General features: G+C 67.1%; 13 protein-coding genes. 7 read left to right on the forward strand and 6 right to left on the reverse strand.

The annotated features are described in order from the left end of the window. Positions 1-24 precede the first annotated feature (24 nt). The 6 genes from ACT53T_RS04945 to ACT53T_RS04970 all read left to right on the forward strand — a co-directional run bounded on the left by ACT53T_RS04945 (position 25) and on the right by ACT53T_RS04970 (position 12,635). Entirely contained in the window at positions 25-2,709 is a 2,685-nt protein-coding gene (locus ACT53T_RS04945; protein ID WP_476160366.1) for an MMPL family transporter, read from the forward strand. Beyond that, on the forward strand, positions 2,706-3,149 hold the full coding sequence (locus ACT53T_RS04950; RefSeq protein ID WP_476160367.1) for a DUF2147 domain-containing protein: 444 nt from the start codon (positions 2,706-2,708) through the stop codon (positions 3,147-3,149). The genes ACT53T_RS04945 and ACT53T_RS04950 overlap by 4 nt, the downstream gene beginning before the upstream one ends. A 254-nt stretch (positions 3,150-3,403) precedes the next feature. Further along, a complete protein-coding gene (locus ACT53T_RS04955) occupies positions 3,404-4,960 on the forward strand; it encodes an efflux transporter outer membrane subunit (RefSeq protein WP_476160368.1) in 1,557 nt (518 codons plus the stop codon). Further along, positions 4,957-6,237 carry an efflux RND transporter periplasmic adaptor subunit gene (locus tag ACT53T_RS04960; protein ID WP_476160369.1) on the forward strand — a complete coding sequence of 427 codons (1,281 nt, stop codon included), beginning with the start codon at positions 4,957-4,959 and terminating at the stop codon, positions 6,235-6,237. The genes ACT53T_RS04955 and ACT53T_RS04960 overlap by 4 nt, the downstream gene beginning before the upstream one ends. A gap of 10 nt (positions 6,238-6,247) precedes the next feature. Next, the gene (locus ACT53T_RS04965) at positions 6,248-9,391 is read left to right on the forward strand and encodes an efflux RND transporter permease subunit (RefSeq protein WP_476160370.1); all 3,144 of its coding nucleotides are present in this window, start codon (positions 6,248-6,250) and stop codon (positions 9,389-9,391) included. A 115-nt stretch (positions 9,392-9,506) separates the two neighbouring features. Further along, positions 9,507-12,635, forward strand: coding sequence for an efflux RND transporter permease subunit (locus ACT53T_RS04970; RefSeq protein ID WP_476160371.1), 3,129 nt, complete (start codon positions 9,507-9,509; stop codon positions 12,633-12,635). 75 nt (positions 12,636-12,710) lie between these two features. Here the strand turns inward: ACT53T_RS04970 and ACT53T_RS04975 are convergent, their stop codons facing one another. The 5 genes from ACT53T_RS04975 to ACT53T_RS04995 all read right to left on the reverse strand — a co-directional run bounded on the left by ACT53T_RS04975 (position 12,711) and on the right by ACT53T_RS04995 (position 17,174). Beyond that, positions 12,711-12,998 (reverse strand): hypothetical protein, encoded by a 288-nt coding sequence (locus ACT53T_RS04975; RefSeq protein ID WP_026191413.1) that lies wholly within the window; start codon positions 12,996-12,998, stop codon positions 12,711-12,713. A gap of 192 nt (positions 12,999-13,190) precedes the next feature. Continuing rightward, on the reverse strand, positions 13,191-13,892 hold the full coding sequence (gene bluB / locus ACT53T_RS04980; protein ID WP_476160372.1) for a 5,6-dimethylbenzimidazole synthase: 702 nt from the start codon (positions 13,890-13,892) through the stop codon (positions 13,191-13,193). Continuing rightward, a complete protein-coding gene (cobD, locus tag ACT53T_RS04985) occupies positions 13,882-14,916 on the reverse strand; it encodes a threonine-phosphate decarboxylase CobD (protein WP_476160373.1) in 1,035 nt (344 codons plus the stop codon). Before cobD ends, bluB begins: the two co-directional genes overlap by 11 nt. Further along, positions 14,913-16,370, reverse strand: coding sequence for a cobyric acid synthase (locus tag ACT53T_RS04990; RefSeq protein WP_476160374.1), 1,458 nt, complete (start codon positions 16,368-16,370; stop codon positions 14,913-14,915). Before ACT53T_RS04990 ends, cobD begins: the two co-directional genes overlap by 4 nt. Further along, positions 16,371-17,174, reverse strand: coding sequence for a cobalt-precorrin-6A reductase (locus ACT53T_RS04995; RefSeq protein WP_476160375.1), 804 nt, complete (start codon positions 17,172-17,174; stop codon positions 16,371-16,373). A gap of 48 nt (positions 17,175-17,222) precedes the next feature. Here ACT53T_RS04995 and ACT53T_RS05000 point away from each other — a divergent pair, with 48 nt between their 5' ends. Further along, positions 17,223-17,621: a DUF2147 domain-containing protein gene (locus ACT53T_RS05000; protein ID WP_476160376.1), complete on the forward strand. Its 399-nt coding sequence runs from the start codon at positions 17,223-17,225 to the stop codon at positions 17,619-17,621. Positions 17,622-17,649: 28 nt separating this feature from the next. Here the strand turns inward: ACT53T_RS05000 and ACT53T_RS05005 are convergent, their stop codons facing one another. Next, positions 17,650-19,359, reverse strand: coding sequence for an AMP-binding protein (locus tag ACT53T_RS05005; protein WP_400768975.1), 1,710 nt, complete (start codon positions 19,357-19,359; stop codon positions 17,650-17,652). Positions 19,360-19,432: the final 73 nt, after the last annotated feature.

Below are 19,432 nucleotides of genomic sequence, written 5' to 3' on the forward strand. Positions count from 1 at the left end.
CTCCGAACAATTCGAGGACCCTTGATGTTGGAAAAGCTCGTGGCCTGGTGTCTGCGGCGGCCCTGGACGGTCGTCATTGTCACGCTCGCGCTCACCGCCGCCGGCGCCTATGTGACCGCCACGCGTTTCGCCATCGACACGGATACGGCGCATCTCTTCTCGCCCGAGGTTCCCTGGCGCGCCAACGAGTCGCGCCTCTACAAAGCTTTTCCGCAGATCGACGACATCATCGTGGCGGTCATCGACGCCAAGACCAGCGAGCAGGCGGAAAAAAGCGCCAATGAGCTGCGCGACGCGCTGACCGGCAAGCCGCTGATGTCCCGCGTCTGGCGCCCGGACGACAATAAATATTTTCGCGACAATGGCGTTCTCTTCCTCGGCGTCGACGAGATTCGCCGCGACATGAATTCTCTCGTCGCGCAGCGCGAGTTTCTGCAGCCGCTGGCGGAAGACCCCAGCCTGCGCGGCCTTTCGGACGCTCTGCTGTTCGGCCTGAAGCAGGTCGCGGCGAGCGAGCGCGGCCTCGCTTCCTTCGCCAAGGGCCTCGACAATTTCACCGACGCTTTCGACGCCGTGCTCGCCGGCAAGCCGGCCAAGGTCTCCTGGGAGAAGCTGCTGGCCGGCGGCCACGAGCCGGAGACGCCCTCGGTCGGTCCCAGCGCGGAGCCGCGCCGCATCGTGCTCATCAAGCCGATCATCGACTATTCGGCGCTCGAGCCCGGCCATGACGCGGTGCAGATCATCCGCGACACGGCGAAATCGCTCGGCCTCGTCCCGGACAAGGGCGTGAGCGTTCGGCTGACCGGCCAAGTGCCGCTGGCGGATGAGGAATTCGCCACCGTCGCCGAGAACACCGGGCTCAATGTCTCGGCCACGCTGGCGGTGGTGACGCTCATCCTGTGGGCGGCGCTGCGCTCCAAGCGGCTCATCTTCGCCGTGCTGGTGACGATCATCGCCGGCCTCGCCATGACCTCGGGCCTCGGCATAGCGCTGATCGGCCGCTTCAATCTCATCTCGGTCGCCTTCGCGGTTCTGTTCATCGGCCTCGGCGTCGATTTCGGCATTCAATTCGCCACGCGCTATCGCGAGGAGCGCCACAATGTCGACGATCTGCCGCAAGCTCTGCTGGCGGCGACGCGCGGCATCGGCTGGTCGCTGACGCTCGCCGCCGTCTCGCTGCTCGCCGGCTTCTTCTGCTTTCTGCCGACAGAATTTCGCGGCGTCGCCGAGCTCGGCCTCATCGCCGGCCTCGGCATGATCATCGCCTATCTGGCGACGCTCACCTTCCTGCCGGCGCTGATCCGCATTCTCGGCCCCAAGGCGGAGACGGCGCCGGTGGAGACCGCCTCGCTGGCCGCCGTCGACCATTGGATCGCCCGGCATCGCGTGCTGGTGCTGGTCGCCACGGCGGTGGTGACGCTCGCCGGCGCGCCCTTCCTGCTGCATCTGCGCTTCGACTCCAATCCGATGAATCTGCGCGATCAGACTGTCGAATCGGTCGCGACCTTCCTCGATCTCTCCAAAAATCCGCAGACGGCGCCCAATAAGATCGAGGCGCTGGCGCCGTCCCTGCCGGCGGCGCGCGAGCTCGCCAAAAGGATCGCCGCCCTGCCGGAGGTCGATCATGTGACGACGATCGACCAGCTGATTCCCGCCGATCAGGACGAGAAGCTGCCGCTGCTCGAGAACGCCGCCGCTCAGCTGCGCAAGGTTCTCGATCCGACGGTGAAGCCCGCGCCGAGCGACGAGGAGACAAAGAAAGCCCTGGCCCGCGCCGCCAAGACGATCCGCAAGGCCGGCAGCGCGCCCAAGGCGCCGGCCGGCCTCATCCGCTTCGCCGATTCTCTGGACGCGCTGGTCAAGGCCAGCCCGGAGATTCGCAAGGAGGCGCAGATCGCCGCCCTCTCCGATCTCGAGCGCCTGTTCGGCGAGCTGCGCAGAGCGCTCGCCGCGCAGAAGATCACGCCCGACTCGCTGCCCGAGGATCTGCGCTCGGAATGGATCGCCGCCGATGGCGTGGTGCGCATAGAGGTGACGCCCAAGGGCGACAGCAATGACCGCGAGGTGATGACCCGCTTCGCCGAGGCGGTGCAGACGCTCGCCCCGGATGCCGGCGGTCCGCCCGTCATCGTCGCCGAGGCCGGCAAGACCGTCGTCGACGCCTTTCTGCAGGCCGGCGTGCTGGCCTTCGTGGCCATATTCCTGATTCTCGTCGTCGCGCTGCGGCGGGCGAGCGATGTCGCGCTCACGCTCGGCCCGCTGGTGCTCGCAGGAATCATGAGCCTCGAGGCGGCCGATCTGCTCGGCATGTCGCTCAACTTCGCCAATATCATCGCGCTGCCGCTGATGTTCGGCGTCGGCGTCGCCTTCCACATCTATTACGTCATCGCCTGGCGCAAAGGCGTCTCGGACATGCTCGCCTCGAGCCTGACGCGCGCCATATTCTTCAGCGCGCTCACCACGGGCACCGCCTTCGGCAGCCTCTTCCTGTCGAGCCATCCGGGAACGGCCAGCATGGGCGCGCTGCTCGCCATCTCGCTGTTCTTCACCTTGCTCGCCGCCTTCATCATCGTGCCGGCCTTCCTCGGCCCGCCACGGCTGGAGGAGGAGGCCGAGGCGATCGGCGGTCCGCAGGGCGCAGCGAGCGATTCGGCGCAGCCGGCTTCGCCTGTGCAGCCGCCGCGCGGCGTGATAGGCTCGGAGCCATGATGAAGAAGGCGACTTTTTCCCTGCTTCTCGCCCTCGCTTCCGCGACTCCCGCGGCGGCGGCCCCTGCGGAGGCGGCGCCCGCCCCCACCGAGCCGATCTATGGCGTATGGATTCGCGGCGGCCATCAGCAAAAGCTCGAATTCTTCGATTGCGACGGCAAGCTCTGCGCGCGCGGCGTGTTTCCGCCGCCGCCCCCCGGCCAGCAGCCCATGCTGATTCTGCGCCATGCGGCGCGGACCGAGGCCAATCGCTGGAAAGGCGATCTGTTCAATCCTGAGAACGGCAAAATCTATATCGGGATCATTACCTTGGACAGCCCGACGCAGCTCACGCTCACCGGCTGCCTGATCGCCTTCTTGTGCCAGAGCGAAAGCTGGAGCAAAGTGCCGAGCGAGCCGGCGCCTTCCCAAAAGACGCCGACGTCGCGGCGAAGAAATTAACAATCCGTAACTTGACCATTACTGCCCCGCCTCGCAGGGTCGAGCGGAGCCGCGGCGACGGAGTCGATTGTTTTTGGCGGCTCTTTCACGCGCCCTCGCGGGGCCATTTTTCGCGGGGTCGAGTGGAATCGGCGCTCTCGACCGAGAAGCGCCGGTGGAAAACTCGCGCGCCCGCTTTGACGGCGGCGCTCATTGGTCTAGGCCCTGTTCAGGGGTCACGCGCCCGCCCGGGCGCGCTTGCGGATAGAACGGAATTGTCCTTGTCTTCGAGACGACGACCACGGCCGTCCCTGCTCCTCGGTCGCGCCGCGGCGCTCGCCGCCGCGACGGCGCTCTCCGGCTGCGTGCTGGATTGGGAGAAGCCGGACGCCACGATCGAAACCCCGCCCGCCTTCAAGGCCGACAAGCCGGCGCGCTCGGCCGCGCCGATCCGCGCCGCCAAGGAATGGTCGCAGGGTTTCCGCTCGCCGGAGCTGACCAGCCTCGTCGCCAAGGCGCTCGACCAGAATCTCGACATCGCCGCCGCCGTGGCGCGCATCGAGCAGGCGGACGCCACCGCGCGCATCAACAGCTCGCCGCTGTGGCCCTCGCTGACGATGAACGACATAGCGCGGCGCACGCAGACGCCGGCGACGATCACCAGCGCGACGAGCACCAGCGCCTCGACCAGCGCCACGACGACGACGGGGGCGGCGGGCTCGAGCGTGCTGCGCACGCGTCGCGCCAATTTCTTGCAGCTGCAGCTCGACGCCAGCTATGAGATCGACTTCTGGGGCAAGAATCAGGACGCCTCCAACGCTGCGCGGCTGCTCGCCGACGCCACCCGCTTCGATCGCGACGTGGTCGAGATTTCCACCATCGCCTCGGTGGTGAACGCCTATTTTCAGGTGCTGACGGCGGAAGACCGGCTGCGCATCGCCCACAACAACATCAAGATCGCCGAAACCGTGCTGAAGGCCATCAAGGCGAGGCTCGACGTCGGCACCGCCACGGCGCTCGACTTTTCGCAGCAGGATTCGGTCGTGGCGCAGCAGCGCGCCTCCGTGCCGCCGCTGGAGCAGACTTTGCGCCAGACGAAGAACACGCTGGCGGTGCTGCTCGGCGTCCCGCCGGAGAGCGCCGCCATCAAGGGCGGCTCGCTGACCCGGCTCAACTTCCCGAAAGTTTCGCCCGGCCTGCCCTCCGAGCTGCTGCTGCGCCGCCCGGATATCGCAGAGGCCGAGGCCAAGCTCGAATCCGCGGAATTCTCGGTGCTGCAGGCGCGCGCCGCCTTCTTCCCGTCGATCAAGATGACCGGCTATTACGGCGTGCAGAGCATCGCGATGCGCTCGCTGTTCCGGCCGGAGGCGATCGCCTGGCAGATCGCCGGCAATCTCACGCAGCCGATCTTCGACGGCTATAATCTGCAGGGCCAATATCTGCTGCAGCAAGGCAAGTTCGCCGAGCTGGCGCAGGCTTACAAAAAACAAATTTTGACGGCCTTCTCCGACGTCGAGAACGCGCTCATCGCCATACAGGAAACGACCCGGCAGCTGAAGCTGCAGGGCGAGGCGGTGGCTGCCGCGCGGCGGGCCTATGAAGTGGCCGAGGCGCGGCTCCGCGAGGGAACGATCGACATCATCACCCTGTCGACCACGGAGACGACCCTGTTCCAGACCGAGGACGCTTTGGCCGTTGTCCGGCTCACGCATTTCCAGGCGGCCACCAGCCTCTATCAGGCGCTCGGCGGCGGCTGGTCCGGCGCGACGCGCGCGCTCGAGCTCGCGGCCGAGGACGGCGCCTATGAGTCGGACAAAGGCCCCTGGCCGTGAAGCCGTCGCTCTCCTTGCCGGCCGGCTGGCGCGCGAAGCGGCCGTCGCCGCTGGTCGCGCTGGGAGCGATCGTCGCGCTCGCGGCCGGCTATTACGTCGCCCGTCCCTGGATTTTCGGCGATGGAGCGAAAGAGGCGGCCGCGGTCTCCGGCGGCAAGCGCGATGGGCGCCGCCGCAGCCTGGACGGTCCGGTCGCGATAACGGCGACGCCGGTGCGGATCGCCGATGTGCCGGTGACGATCGACGCCGTCGGCACGGCGCAGGCGCTCAACACGGTCACTGTTCGCACGCAGGTCGACGGACGGCTCATCAAGCTCGGCTTCGAGGAAGGGCAGAGCGTCAAGAAGGGCGACATTGTCGCGCTCATCGATCCGACGCTCTATCAGGCCGCCTATGACCAGGCTGTCGCCAAAAAGGCGCAGGACGAAGCCAATCTCGCCAACGCCCGCGTCGACGTCACGCGCTATAAGAAGCTCGCGGCCAGCAATTTCGGCTCGCAGCAGCAATATGCGACGCAGGAATCGCTCGTCACCCAGCTCGAGGCGCAGATCCGCGCCGATCAAGGCGCGATCGACAACGCCAAGGCGACGCTGGACTACGCCACCATACGCTCGCCCATCGACGGCCGCACCGGCATAAGGCTCGTCGACGTCGGCAATATTCTGCACAGCTCGGATACGACCGGCATCGTCGTCATCACCCAGCTGCAGCCCATCTATGTCGTCTTCACCGTGCCGCAGCAGGCCCTGCCCGCGGTGCAGAAGGCGCAGGCCCGCGGCCGCGCGCCGGCCGCCGCCCTCGGCCCGGACAATTCCAGCGTGCTGGACACCGGCGTGGTGACGGTGATCGACAATCAGATCGACCAGACCACCGGCACGGTGAAGATAAAGGCGACCTTCGAGAACAAGGGCCTCGCGCTCTGGCCGGGCCAGTTCGTCAACGTCCGGTTGACGGTCGATGTGCTACAAGACGCGCGTGTGGTCCCGAGCGCGGCCATACAGCGTGGCCCCAATGGCGCCTTCGTCTATGCTCTGAACGAGGATGAGACCGTCTCGATGCGGGCGGTCTCCGTCGGACGGCAGGACGAGGTTCAGGCGGTGGTCGTCTCCGGCCTCGAGCCGGGCGAGAAAGTGGCGACGACCGGCTTCTCGCGGCTCGTCGACGGATCGCAGGTCAAGGTAATGGAGCCGACGGCCGATCGCGGCGCGGAGGCTCCGCCACGCAGGGAACGCAAAGGCCCGCGCGGCGACGCCGGCGGCCCGCCGCAACAGAGGTGACGCTCCAGCGATGAGCGTGTCGACGCCCTTCATCGAACGGCCGGTGGCGACCTCGCTGCTGAGCTTCGCCGTGCTCTTGTTCGGCCTGCTCGGCTATGCGCGACTGTCGATCTCGCCGCTGCCGCAGGTCGATTTTCCGACCATTCAGGTCACGACGCAATTGCCGGGCGCCAATCCCGACACGATGGCGGCGCTGGTGACGGCCTCGCTCGAGCGGCAGTTCGGGCAGATTCCGTCGCTGCAGACCATGTCGTCGCAGAGCTCCTTCGGCCTGTCGCAGATCACGCTGCAGTTCGAGCTCGACCGCGACATAGACGCCGCCGCGCAGGACGTTCAATCGGCGATCAACGCCGCCGCCTCGACGCTGCCGCGCAGCCTGCCCTATCCGCCGGTCTATGCGAAGGTCAATCCAGCCGACACGCCGGTGGTGACGCTGACGCTGCGCTCCAAGACCGCCAGCATGCGGCAGATGAGCGACGTCGCCGACACGCTGATCGCGCCGCGCCTCTCGGAAGTGCCGGGCGTCGGCCATGTGGCGGTGGAGGGCGGCGTGCGCCCGGCGGTGCGCATTCAGGCCGATCTCGCGCGGCTCGCCGCCAATCGCATGAGCATGGAGGATTTGCGCGCCGCCATCGCCGCCGCCAATGTCGCCGGCGCCAAGGGCTCGCTCGACGGGCTCCACCAATCCTACACGCTCGACGCCAATGACCAGCTGAAGGCGGCGCGGCAGTTCGAGACCGTCGTCGTCGCCTATCGCAATGGCGCGCCGATCATGCTGCGCGATGTGGCGACCGTGCTGGACGGGCTGGAGAATGCGAGGGTCGGCGGCTGGTATCGCGGCGAGCCGGCGATCATCCTCGACGTGCAGCGTCAGCCCGGCGCCAATATCATCAGCACGGTCGATCAGCTCCATAAGGAGCTGCCCAATGTCATGCGCGCCCTGCCCAAGGGCATGTCGCTCGAGGTGGTGAACGACCGCACGCAGACGATCCGCGCCTCCATCGAGGATGTGGAATTCACCCTGGTGCTGGCCACGGCGCTGGTGATCCTGGTGGTGCTGGTGTTTCTGCGCAGCTGGCGCGCGACGGTGATCGCCGGCGTCAGCCTGCCGCTCTCCATCATCGCCACTTTCGCGCTGATGTCGCTCGCCGGCTTCTCGCTCGACAATCTGTCGCTTATGGCGCTCACCATCGGCGCCGGCTTCGTCGTGGACGACGCCATTGTGATGATCGAGAACATCGTCCGCAACATAGAGCTCGGCAAGACGCCGCATCACGCCGCGCTGGACGGCGCGCGGGAGATCGCCTTCACGGTGATCTCGCTCACCGTGTCGCTGATCGCCGTGTTCATCCCGCTTCTGTTCATGACCGGCCTCGTCGGCCGCATGTTCCGCGAGTTCGCGCTGACGCTCACCGCCCAGGTCGTCGTCTCGGCGATCATCTCGCTGACCTTGACGCCCATGCTCTGCGCCAAGCTGCTGAAGCCGGGCGCCGGCCACGCCGCCCATGCGGAGGCGAGCGGCTTTTCCGCCTGGCTCGACGAATTCTACGCCAAGACTCTCGCCATCGCGCTCGGCCGGCAGAAATGGATGCTGGCGCTGACCTTCGGCACTCTGGCGCTCACCATCGCGCTCTACGCCTTCATCCCCAAAGGCTTCCTGCCGCGCCAGGACACCAGCCTGCTCAATGTCGTGCTGGAGGCCTCGCCCGATTCCTCCTTCGAGACGATGACGCGGCTGCAGGCCGAGGTCTCGAAAATTTTCGAGGCCGAGCCGGAGGCGACGGGAACCGCCTCGGTGCTCGGCGTCGGCCCGCTCAACGCCACCACCAATGTCGCCCATATGTCGGTGACGCTGCGCCCGCGCGATGTCCGCAGCTTAGGCGCGGACGCGATCGCCGAGCGGCTGAAGCAGGCGGCCGAGCGCGTCCCCGGCGCCGCCGTCTTCATAGAGCCGGTGCAGGACATTCAGATCACGACGCGCGCCAGCCGCTCGCAATATCAATATACGCTGACCGCGCCCGATCAGGCCGAGCTGCAGGACTGGTCGCAGAAGCTGATCGACGCGATCCGCCGCGACGGCGTGTTCCGCAATGTCGCCGCCGAGACGCAGAACGGCGGGCTGCGCACCTTCCTGCACATAGACCGCGAGCTGATGGGGCGGCTCGGCGTCACCGCGCAGAATGTCGACGATACGCTGAACGACGCTTTCGGCCAGCGGCAGATCTCCACCATCTACGCCCAGTCCAACCAATATCGCGTGATATTGGAGGCGGCGCCGCAATATCAGCGCGACCCGACCGCGCTCGACAAGCTCTATGTCTCGCCCACCGATGGCGGCCCGCAGACGCCGATCTCCACCTTCGTCTCGGTGGAGCAGACGACGGCGCCGCTCGCCGTCGCGCATCAGGAGCAGTTTCCGGCGGCGACGATCAGCTTCGACCTCGCGCCCGGCGCCGCGCTCGGCGATGCGGTGGAGGCGATCGCCCGCATAGAGCGCGAGATCGGCCTGCCCTCCTCCATCATCGGCATGTTCAGCGCCGACGCGGCGGAGTTCCGCAAGTCGCTCGCCGGCCAGCCCTGGCTCATTCTGGCGGCGGCCATCGCCATATATGTCGTGCTCGGCGTGCTCTATGAGAGCTACGCCCATCCCTTCACCGTGCTGACGACGCTGCCTTCCGCCGGCGTCGGCGCGCTGCTGGCGCTGATGGCGACCGGGCTCGACATGTCGCTGGTGGCGCTGATCGGCGTCGTGCTGCTGATGGGCATCGTCAAGAAGAACGCCATCATGATGATCGACTTCGCGCTGGAGGCGGAGAAGGCCGAGGCTCTCACGCCCTTCGACTCCATCGTGCGCGCCTGCCGGCTGCGCTTTCGGCCGATCATGATGACGACTCTGGCCGCTCTGCTCGGCGCGCTGCCGCTGGCGCTGGCGCATGGGCCGGGCAGCGAGCTGCGCATCCCGCTCGGCGTCTCCATTATCGGCGGGCTCGTCCTGTCGCAGCTGCTGACGCTCTACACGACGCCGGTCATCTATCTCGCCGTCGATCGCCTGCGCGCGCGGCTGCGCGATTGGCTGCAGGGATCGCAGGCGCAGCAACCGCAGCCCGCAGCCCCGGCCGCGCCGCCTTCCGAGCGCAGGGAGGCGGCGGAGTGATAGGGTTTCCGCGCGATTGCGCGCGATGCGAGCCTGAAGGCTCGCGGTCCAGGGCGCGCCTCGGACCGCGAGCCTTCAGGCTCGCTTTCCGCCACCCGCGCGCCGAGCGAACGCCATGAATATCTCCGAGCCTTTCATCCGCCGGCCGGTGGGCGCGAGCCTGCTCGCAGCGGCGCTGTTCATGGTCGGAGCCATCGCCTATTTCTTCCTGCCCGTCGCCAGCCTGCCGGCGATCGACTTTCCGGCGATCGGCGTCATAGCGGCGCGGCCGGGCGCCGATCCGGCGACAATGGCCGCCTCGGTCGCCGCGCCGCTGGAGCGCCGCCTCGCCGGAATTTCAGGCGTCACCGAGCTCACCTCGGTCAGCTCGCTCGGCCAGACGCAGATCGTCGCGCAATTCGACATCAACCGGAACATCGACTCCGCGGCGCGCGACGTGCAGGCCGCGATCAACGCCGCCGCCACCGACCTGCCCTCCGATCTGCCGCTGCTGCCGGTCTTCCGCAAGGCGAGCCAGGCGACGGTGCCCTCCATCGTCCTCGCTCTGACCTCGGAGACCTTGCCGACCAGCGCCATTTTCGACGCCGCCGACACGGTCATCGCCCAGCGTATCTCGCAAGTGCCGGGCGTCGCCGAGGTGCGCATCGCCGGCGCCGAGCAGCCCGCGATCCGCGTGCAGATGGATACGGCGCGGCTCGCCGCTATGGGCCTCGGCGTCGACGCGGTGGCGAGCGCCATCGTCTCCGCCAATGCGCTCTCGCCGGTCGGCGCGCTGAATGGCGATCAGCTCGGCCGCACCATCGGCGCCAGCGATCAGCTGACGACGCCGAGCGATTTTCGCAATATCGTCGTCTCGGCGAGCAATGGCGCCGTGGTCAAGCTCGGCGACATCGCCACCATCGAGCGCGGCGTGCGCAATCGGCTGGCGGCCGGCTGGTTCAACGGCAAGCCGGCCGTCATCATCATCGTGACCCGGCAGCCCAACGCCAATGTGATCGCCATGGTCGATCAGGTGAAGGCGCTGCTGCCCGAGCTGCGGACATGGATTCCGAGCGGCGTCGACGTCTCCATCCTCTCCGATCGCACGCAGACGATCCGCGCCAGCGTCTCGGAGATTCAGAACACGCTGCTCATCTCCATCGCCCTCGTGATGGCGGTGGTGTTCGTCTTCCTGCGCCGGGCGACGCCGGTCTTCGCCGCGGCGGTGACGGTGCCGCTGTCCCTCGTCGGCTCCTGCGCGGCCATGTGGCTCGCCGGCTTCTCGATCAATAATTTGTCGCTGATGGCGCTCACCATCGCGGTCGGCTTCGTCATCGACGACGCCATCGTCATGATCGAGAACATAGAGACCAATGTCGAGCGCGGCATGGACCGGCTGGAGGCGGCGCTCGTCGGCGCGAAGCAGATCGGCTTCACCGTCGTCTCGATCAGCCTGTCGCTGATCGCCGTCTTCATCCCGCTGCTGCTGATGGAAGGCATTTTCGGCCGGCTGCTGCGCGAGTTCGCCTTCACCCTCACCTTCGCCATCGTCATCTCGACCATCGTCTCGCTGACGGTGACGCCGACGATCTGCGCGCATCTGCCCTCGCCGAAGCGAGAAACGCCGTCGCGCTTCGACCGCATTGTCGAGGGGGCGCTGGCGCGGCTCGTCGGCCTCTATGCGCGCAGCTTGCGGCCTGTCGTCGATCATCCCTGGGCGACGCTCGGCGTCGTCGCGCTGACGATCGGCTGGACCGTCCATCTCTACGCCTCGGTCCCCAAGGGCAATCTGCCGCAGGACGATATCGGCCTGCTCAACGGCACGACGGAAGCGTCGGCGGATATTTCCTTCGGCGATATGGTCGCGCTGCAGAAAAAGGCCGCCGCCGTCGCCGCCGCCGACCCGGACGTCGTCAATGTCGGCTCCTTCATCGGCGGCTCCAATCAGAGCATGTCCGGCAATCAGGGCCGGCTGTTCCTGGCGCTGAAGCCCGCCACCGAGCGCAAGGCGTCGAGCTTCGAGGTGCTGGCGCGCCTGCGCAACGAATTCGGCAAGATCGCCGGCCTCTCCGTCTTCATGACGCCGTCGCAGGATTTGCGCTCCGGCGGGCGCCAGAGCAAAGCGCAATATCAGTTCACCGTCACCGCCTCCACGGTGGACGATTTGGAAGAATGGACGCCCAAGCTGCTGGCGCGGCTGCAACGCCTGCCCGATCTCGCCGACGTCACCACCGACCGGCAGCAGGGCGCGCTGAAGGCCAATGTCGTCATCGACCGCACCGCCGCCTCGCGCATGGGCGTGCCGATTCAGGCGATCGACGCGGCGCTCAACAGCTCCTTCGGCCAGCGCCAGGATTCGATCATCTACACCCAGCGCAATCAATATCGCGTCATCGTCGAGGCGCCGCTGTCGCGCCAGCGCGATCCGCGCGATCTCGCCGGCCTCTATGTCTCCGCCAGCGACGGAACCCAGGTGCCGCTCACCGCCGTCGCCCGCATAGAGCGCGGGACCATGCCGCTCGTCGTCAATCATCAGGGCGTGCTGCCGGCCGCGACGATCACCTTCAACATCGCGCCCGGCCATACGCTGGACGCGGCGGCGAAAGCCATTCTCGCGGCGACCGACGAAATGCGGCTCCCCAATGGCGTGCAGGCGGAATTCGCCGGCGACGCCAAGGATTTCCGCAAGCTCTCCTCCGGCATGGCGTGGCTGATCCTGGCCGCGCTGCTCGCGGTCTACATCATCCTCGGCGTGCTCTATGAGAGCCTCGCCCATCCGGTGACGATCATCTCCACCCTGCCCTCGGCCGGCCTCGGCGCGCTGCTGGCGCTTGAGGCCTTCGACACGGAATTCACGCTGATCGCCTTCATCGGCATTCTGCTGCTGATCGGCATAGTGAAGAAGAACGGCATCATGCTGGTCGACTTCGCCCTGCACGCCGAGCGCGACAAGGGCTTTTCCGTGCGCGACGCGGCGCTGGAGGCGGCGGTGGAGCGTTTCCGGCCGATCTTGATGACGACGCTCGCCGCCATGCTCGGCGCGCTGCCGCTGGCCTTCGCCGGCGGAGTCGGCGCGGAAATGCGGCGGCCGCTCGGCGTCACCATCGTCGGCGGGCTGCTGCTCAGCCAAATGCTGACGCTCTACACGACGCCGGTGATCTATCTGCTGATGAGCAAGCTGGAGAGCCGGCGGCCGCGGCGGGCGGCGGAAGCGCCGAGCCCGGAGGCGGCGATCGCGGAGCCGCAGACGGCGAAAGCTTCGTGACGCGCCGCGGCGGCGCCCTTGTCCCCGCATGCAGGGATAAGGGCGCCTATGAGGGCCGCGAGGCGATCGTCGAGATCAGTGCGTGAAGTCGCTCTGCGTCTCGAAGAACAGCCGCAGGACGGGATGCTCGCCACAATCCTCGACCGGGATGTGCCAGAATTTCGAATCCATCTGCGGAAAGCGCGACATGGGAAGGTGAATTTCCGTCAGCCGCGAATGATTGTCACGCCCCTCGATCATCGCCTCGCTGAGCAGATGCAGCAGATCTTCCATTCGATCCGGCACTTCCGCGACAGTGAGCGTCGTCGTGTTCGAGAGAGGGCGGGCCTTATCGTAAACGAGCTCGTAATCTGCTGGTTTCATAAATCCGACCCCAAGATTGCCGGCCTAATGGCAAGCAAGACGCATACCGCGAGCGGAGCCGCTAGCTCATGCTGCAGCGCATCCGCCCTTGCGCCTTGCGCTCACTATAGACCCGTTCAGGCGAAGGTCAAAAGGAGAGCGCGGCTTTCAGGGTCCTAAAAATCACAAAAGCTTGTCAATTTTGTAACCGTCTCAACCCTTGGAATTATTTATGCGATTTCCCCATCGGTCGGAGAAGATCAGTTCCTCGAGCGGCAGGCGCTTGGCCCATTGCCGAATTTCGAGCTCCGGCTGCGCATAGGCTTTGGCGACGCGGCCGACGCAGAGATAGGCCACGATGGCGATGTCCGCCGGAATGTCGAGAATCGCACGTAAGTCCTGCTCTCTCAATATGCTCACCCAGCCGACGCCGATTCCCTCCGCTCGCGCCGCCAGCCAGAAATTCTGCACCGCACAAGCGGTCGAGAGGAGATCGGCCTCGGGCTGCTGCGTGCGGCCGAGCCCCGTCCGGCCCTGCCGCGAGCGGTCGCAGGTGATGCAGATATTGAGCGGCGCCTTCAAAATCCCCTGCAGCTTCAAGCTGCGATATTGCGCGCGGCGCTCTTGCGGCAGCTGCGCCTCCTCCGCCTCGGCGGCGCGCTCGAAGGCGGCGTGCACGGCCTCTCGCAGGCTGCGGTCGCGGACGAGCAGAAAGTTCCATGGCTGCATGAAGCCCACCGATGGCGCGTGATGCGCGGCGTCGAGCAGGCGCATCACCTCCTCGTGCGACAATTCATCGGGCAGGAATTCGTCGCGAACGTCGCGGCGCGTGTGGATGGCGCGATAGACGGCGGCGCGCTCCTCCGCCGAGAATGGCGCGCTGGCGACGAGCGACGGCTCGGGATCAAAGACCATTTCGTCCGCTCTCCAATGCGCGCTCCAGCCGTTCCCAGGCCGCGGGCGCAGCCGGCAGGCCGAAACGGAGCCGATCCGGCTGCTCGCCGAACCTTCGCGTCAATATGCCGCGCCGAGCGAGATGGGCAAACCATCGATCCGCCGCCGCATGCCGAACGAGCCGAAAAAGCGACGTTCCGCCAATGATCTCGAAGCTGGATGCGGCGAGCAGCCCGTCCAGCCGGGCGGCGTCCTGCGCCAGCGCGACGCCGCGGCCCGCGAGCCAGGGCGCATCGGCGAGCGCCGCCGCGCCGATCGCCAGCGCCGGGCCGGAGACGCTCCAGGGTCCGAGCGCCGCCCGCATCGGCCCGGCGAGCGCCGCGCCGCAGAGGGCGAAGCCGAGCCGCACGCCCGGCAGCCCATAGGCCTTGCCGAAAGATCGCAAGAGCAGGAGGCCCTCCTCCCCCGCGCGCGGCGCGAGGCTGGCTTCGGCGGAAAGAAAATCGGCGAAAGCCTCGTCGACGATGAGCAGGCCGCCCTTCGCCGCCATGGCGCGCGCGGTCTCGGCGAGGCGCGCGACAGGCGCGAGGCGGCCGTCGGGATTATTGGGATTGACGACGACGCCGATCTCGGCCGCCGCGATCTCCGCCAATGTCTCCACCCGCGCGACCTCGGCGCCGGCGGCGCGCCAGGCGGCCGCATGCTCCTCATAAGTGAGGCCGAGGACGGCGACCCGCGAGCGCGGCAGGCATTGCAAGCGCGGCAGACATTGAATGAAAGCCTGCGTCCCCGCCCCCGCGACCACCTGGGCCGTCGGCCCCGCGCGATAGGCGACGGCCGCGACGCGCTCCAGCGCGGCGAGCGCGGCGACGTCCGGCAGGCGGGTGAAAACCTCCGGCGCGAGCGGCGGAAACGGATAGGGATAGGGGCTGACGCCGGTCGAGAGATCGATCCAGGGCTCCGGCGCCTCTGGAAATAGCGCCCGTGCGAGATCGAGCCGGCCTCCATGCAGGATTGGCGGCAGGATCGGCGGCGAAGCGCTCATCGCGCCAGCTCCAAAAGCGCGTCCACGTCCAAATGGCGCTCGAAATGTTCGGCGAGGCCATCCAGCGTCGCCTCGATCGACTGCTCATAGGAGAGGTCCGAGGCGCGCGCGCCATGATCGCGCAGAAAGGCGGCGCGTAGAGAATCATCGGCGAAAAAGCCATGCACATAGACGCCGGCGCAGCGCCCATCCACGGAGGCCGCGCCGTCGAGCCGCCCATCCTCGAAGCGCAGCAGCGGACGCGCGCAATCCGGCCCCTCTGTGCGGCCGGCGTGCATCTCATAGCCGTAGAAGGGGATATTTTCGGCGATGGTCGCGCCTCTCACCTGCTTCAGCACTTTCTCGGTCTCGAAGACCGTCTCCATATCAAGGAGGCCGAGCCCCTCCACCGCGCCGGGCGGTCCCTCGAGCCCCTGCGGATCGGCGATGCGACGGCCCATCATCTGATAGCCCCCGCAAATGCCGAAAACGCGCCCGCCACGACGAATATGCGCGGCGAGGTCTATGTGCCAGCCGGCCTCGCGGAAGGCCGAAAGATCGGCGATCGTCGCCTTGGAGCCCGGCAAGATCACGAGCCGCGCCTCCGCCGGCAGCGGCTCGCCCGGCCGCACCAGAATGAAACGCACGCCCGGCTCCGCCCGCAGCGGATCGAGATCGTCGAAATTGGCGATATTGGGCAGCAGCGGCGAGGCGATGGTCAGGCCGCCCTCCCCGCCCGAGGCGCCGGCGCGCAGGCCGAAAGCGTCCTCCGCCGGCAGACGTGCGGCGTCGGCGAAAAATGGCGCGAGCCCGAGCGGCCGCCAGCCGGTGCGCTCGGCGATGAAGCGCATGCCTTCGTCGAAGAGCGAGGGATCGCCGCGGAATTTATTGACGATGAAGCCGCGGATCAGCGCTTCATCCTCTGGATCGAGCACGGCCTTGCAGCCGACGAGCTGCGCGATGACGCCGCCGCGGTCTATATCGCCGACCAGCACGACCGGGGCGTCGACGCGGCGGGCGAAGCCCATATTGGCGATGTCATTGGCGCGCAGATTGATCTCCGCCGCGCTGCCGGCGCCTTCGACCAGCACGATATCGCAGCTCGCGCGCAGGCGCTCATAGCTCTCCAGCACGGCGGACATGAGCCCCGCCTTCCATTGCTGATAGTCGCGCGCGCGCGCCGAGCCGACGATCTTTCCGCGCAGCACGACTTGCGCGCCGGCGGCGCCCTGCGGCTTCAGCAGAACGGGATTCATATCGGCGGTCGGCGCGAGACGGGCGGCGCGCGCCTGCAGCGCCTGGGCGCGGCCGATCTCGGCGCCGTCCGCCGTCACCGCGGCGTTGTTGGACATATTCTGCGGCTTGAAGGGCGCGACACGCAAGCCGCGCCGGGTGAGCGCGCGCGCGAGGCCGGCGACGACCAGCGATTTGCCGACATCCGACCCCGTGCCTTGGAACATCAGAGCGACGCTCATCTAGGCCGCCTCGCAAAAGAGAAAATCGACGGCCGCCGCGACGTCATGAACGATGCGCGCCGCGCCGCCGCACGGCGGCGTGACCATCACGACCGGTAGGCCGAGCATGCGCGCGGCTTCGATCTTCGCATAGGTCTCGCGGCCGCCGCTGTTCTTGGAGACGACGACGTCGACCGCCGAGGCGCGCATCAGGGACAATTCGCTCTCGACTGTGAAAGGACCGCGCTCCAGGATCAATTGGTAGCGTTGCGGTAGATCGTTCTCCTGCGGCTGATCGATCGTTCGGATCAGATAATAATGCTGCGGCGCACACAGAAAATCCGCGAGCCCCAGACGGCCGATGGTGAGAAAAACGCGCCGCGGCGCCTCGCCCAGCGCGGCCACCGCGCCGGCATTGTCCGCGACCTCGATCCAGCGATCCCCCTCCATCGGGCTCCAAGGCGCGCGCGTGTAGACCAGCAGCGGCAGGCCCAGCGCCGCGCAGGCCGCGCGCGCATTGGCGGAAATTCGCGCCGCGAAAGGATGGGTGGCGTCGATCACGCGCTCGATGCGCTCCTCGACGAGATAGCGCGTCAGCCCCTCGACGCCGCCGAAGCCGCCGATGCGGACCGGCAGCGGCGAGGCGAGCGGCGCGCTGGTGCGGCCGGCGAGCGAGACCACCGCATGAAGGCGCGCGTCGCCGGCGAGACGGGCGGCGAGCGCGCGCGCCTCGCTGGTCCCGCCCAGAATGAGCGCCCGGATCGGCCCGGCCTTTTGCCGCAACGCAGCGAGGGGCGCCGCGGCCGGCGTATTGGTCTGAGGCATGGCTTAGCCCTATACTCCCGCCCGTGATTATTCAAACGGAGGCTCGAGATGAAGCGGTCCTGGATGTGCGCGTCGATTTTTTCTGTCGTCGCGACCGCGGCGCTCGCCGATCCGATCGGCGAGTGGCGCGTCGCCGACGGCACCGCGCATATTCAGATCAGCCGCTGCGGGCAAGCGATCTGCGGCAAGATCGCCTGGCTCTCCGAGAAGGGCGTCGACGAGAACAATCCCGACCCCCGCCAGCGCAAGCGCTCTTTGCTCGGCCTGCCGATCCTGAATCTTAAGCCTGCCGGCGACAATCAATGGACCGGCACCATCTATAACGCCAAGGACGGCCAGAGCTACGCCGCGAGCCTCGCGCTGCGCAGCGAGAAGGTGCTGCTTCTCGAGGGCTGCGTCAACGGCACCAATATCTGCGGCGGCGAGGAGTGGACGCGCGTGCGCTGAGCGGCTGGCGCGCTTTCTGCGCGCCACGCTATTTTCCGCGCGCGAGATACTCCTCCTTCAGAACGCGGCGCAGGACCTTGCCGACATTGGTCTTGGGCAGGCTGTCGCGGAACTCGAAATGGCGCGGCGCCTTGTAATGCGTCAGCGTCTCGCGGCAGAAATCATGCAGCTCCTTGCCGGTGACGCTGGGGTCGCGCGGCACGATGAAGGCGAGCGCCGCTTCGCCTGAATGCGGATCGGGAATGCCGATCACCGCCGCCTCGCTGACCTTGGGGTGGCGCGTCAGCACATTCTCGACTTCATTGGGATAGACGTTGAAGCCGGAGACGAGGATCATCTCCTTGAGACGATCGACGATCTTCATCAGTCCGTCCGGCATCATCACGGCGACGTCGCCGGTGCGCAAAAAGCCGTCCTCCGTCGTCGCGGCGGCGGTCTCCTCCGGCCGATTCCAATAGCCGGCCATCACTTGCGGACCTTTGACGCAGAGCTCGCCGCGCTCGCCGAACGGCGCGGGCTCGCCGGAAGGCAGGCGGATCGACACTTGCGTCGAAGGATAGGGATAGCCGATGGCGCCGGAAAATTCGACGAGATCCGGCCGGTTGCAGGTGATGACCGGCGAGGTCTCCGAAAGGCCATAGCCTTCGATGATGGGATGGCCGGTGATCTCCTTCCATTTGCGCGCGACGACGTCTTGCGTCGCCATGCCGCCGGAGATGCAGAAGATGAGATCGGAGAAATCGACGCGCGCAAAATCGGGATGATTGGCGAGCGCCGCATAGAGCGTGTTGACGCCGGAGATCATGGTGAAGCGCGATTTGCGCAGCGTCTTCACGAAGCCGGGGATATCGCGCGGATTGGCGATGAGCAGGCAGGAGCCGCCGATCTTCACGATCAGCAGGCAGCAAGCGGTGAGGCCGAAGATGTGATAGAGCGGCAGCGCCGTCACCATCACCTGATCGAGCGGCGTCGGCAGATAGGGGCAGAGCCAGGCGGCCGATTGCGTGACATTGGCCGCTATGTTGCGATGCCGCAGCATCGCGCCCTTGGCCACGCCGGTGGTGCCGCCCGTATATTGCAGAAAGGCGAGATCGTCCGGGCCGACGTCGGCGTCGCGCAGCGGCGCCCCGGCGCCTTCGCGCAGCACGCGCGAGAAGCGCAGGCTCTGCGGCAGGCGATAGCGCCGCACGGCGCATTTCACATAGCGCGAGATGAAATTCACGATCGGGCCGCGCAGGCCGAGAAGATCGCCCGGAGCGATGACGACGGCTTTCTCGAGGCTCATCGACGGCCAAGCGGCCTCGACGGTGTGAGCGAAATTCTCGAGCACGAAGATCATGCGCGCGCCGGAATCCTCGATCTGATGCGCGAGCTCCTTGGGCGTATAGAGCGGATTGACGTTGACGACGACCGCGCCCGTGAAAAGCACGCCGAAGATCAAGGGCGGATAGGCCATCACATTGGGCGCCATGATCGCGATGCGATCACCCTTGGCGATGCCCTGCGATTGCAGCCAGGCCGCGATCGAGCGCGCGGCGTTGCCGAATTCCGCATAGGTTAGCTTGGCGCCGAAGCTCTCGAGAGCGGTGCGGCCGGAAAATTCGACGACGCTCTGGCGGAACATGTCCACGAGGGTCGAATAGCTCGCCGGGTCGATCTCGGCTGGTACGAAAGGCGGATAGGACGCGACCCAGGGACGGGTGGCGTAAGGGTCCGACGCGAGAGTGGCGGCAGTCATTCGTGGCCTCCGGGCATGGGCGCGATCGACCGCGGCCCAGCGGTCCGCTCAATGGATTAGCGTTTGCTCGGGA

Source organism: Methylosinus sp. DMC45, from assembly GCF_056313885.1.

Excerpts from the sequence above, each read along its gene's own strand:
- ACT53T_RS04950 (WP_476160367.1), top strand. The coding sequence starts at position 2,706 with ATGATGAAGAAGGCGACTTTTTCCCTGCTTCTCGCCCTCGCTTCCGCG.
- ACT53T_RS05005 (WP_400768975.1), bottom strand. The coding sequence starts at position 19,359 with ATGACTGCCGCCACTCTCGCGTCGGACCCTTACGCCACCCGTCCCTGG.
- ACT53T_RS05000 (WP_476160376.1), top strand. The coding sequence starts at position 17,223 with ATGAAGCGGTCCTGGATGTGCGCGTCGATTTTTTCTGTCGTCGCGACC.
- ACT53T_RS04945 (WP_476160366.1), top strand. The coding sequence starts at position 25 with ATGTTGGAAAAGCTCGTGGCCTGGTGTCTGCGGCGGCCCTGGACGGTC.
- bluB (WP_476160372.1), bottom strand. The coding sequence starts at position 13,892 with ATGGTCTTTGATCCCGAGCCGTCGCTCGTCGCCAGCGCGCCATTCTCG.
- ACT53T_RS04975 (WP_026191413.1), bottom strand. The coding sequence starts at position 12,998 with ATGAAACCAGCAGATTACGAGCTCGTTTACGATAAGGCCCGCCCTCTC.
- ACT53T_RS04965 (WP_476160370.1), top strand. The coding sequence starts at position 6,248 with ATGAGCGTGTCGACGCCCTTCATCGAACGGCCGGTGGCGACCTCGCTG.
- ACT53T_RS04990 (WP_476160374.1), bottom strand. The coding sequence starts at position 16,370 with ATGAGCGTCGCTCTGATGTTCCAAGGCACGGGGTCGGATGTCGGCAAA.
- cobD (WP_476160373.1), bottom strand. The coding sequence starts at position 14,916 with ATGAGCGCTTCGCCGCCGATCCTGCCGCCAATCCTGCATGGAGGCCGG.
- ACT53T_RS04995 (WP_476160375.1), bottom strand. The coding sequence starts at position 17,174 with ATGCCTCAGACCAATACGCCGGCCGCGGCGCCCCTCGCTGCGTTGCGG.
- ACT53T_RS04970 (WP_476160371.1), top strand. The coding sequence starts at position 9,507 with ATGAATATCTCCGAGCCTTTCATCCGCCGGCCGGTGGGCGCGAGCCTG.